The 304-nt window shown below is 61.2% G+C and carries 1 protein-coding gene; it reads left to right on the top strand.

Annotation, left to right across the window (positions count from 1 at the left end; genetic code table 11):
* Positions 1-304 (top strand): hypothetical protein (locus E3W21_RS31280; RefSeq protein ID WP_166793880.1); only part of this gene is annotated, 304 nt, incomplete at both ends.

The raw sequence follows: 304 nt of genomic DNA on the forward strand, positions 1-304 counted from the left end.
CACCGGCAACTCGCGGCTGGATGCGCCCATCCTCAAACAGGCCAACGGCAACGAGCTTGACCTCGACACGCTGGGCGATGAAAAGTTGATTTTGCAGGTCTGGGCGGCGTCGTCCACCGAGGTGGGCGATGTCATCATCATGAACCTCAAGGGCACCACCCTTGAGGGTGAGGCCATCGACATCAAGGTCCACGAAACGATCAATAACGTGCCCTCGGTGGTCGAGGTACTGCTGTCCAACGCCGCCGCCCGGGCCCTGGCGAAAACCCAAGGGGTGTTTTCCTACGAACTGGAACGCGCGGGC

This window comes from Pseudomonas sp. F01002 (assembly GCF_004402115.1).
GTDB classification, from domain to species: domain Bacteria; phylum Pseudomonadota; class Gammaproteobacteria; order Pseudomonadales; family Pseudomonadaceae; genus Aquipseudomonas; species Aquipseudomonas frigoris.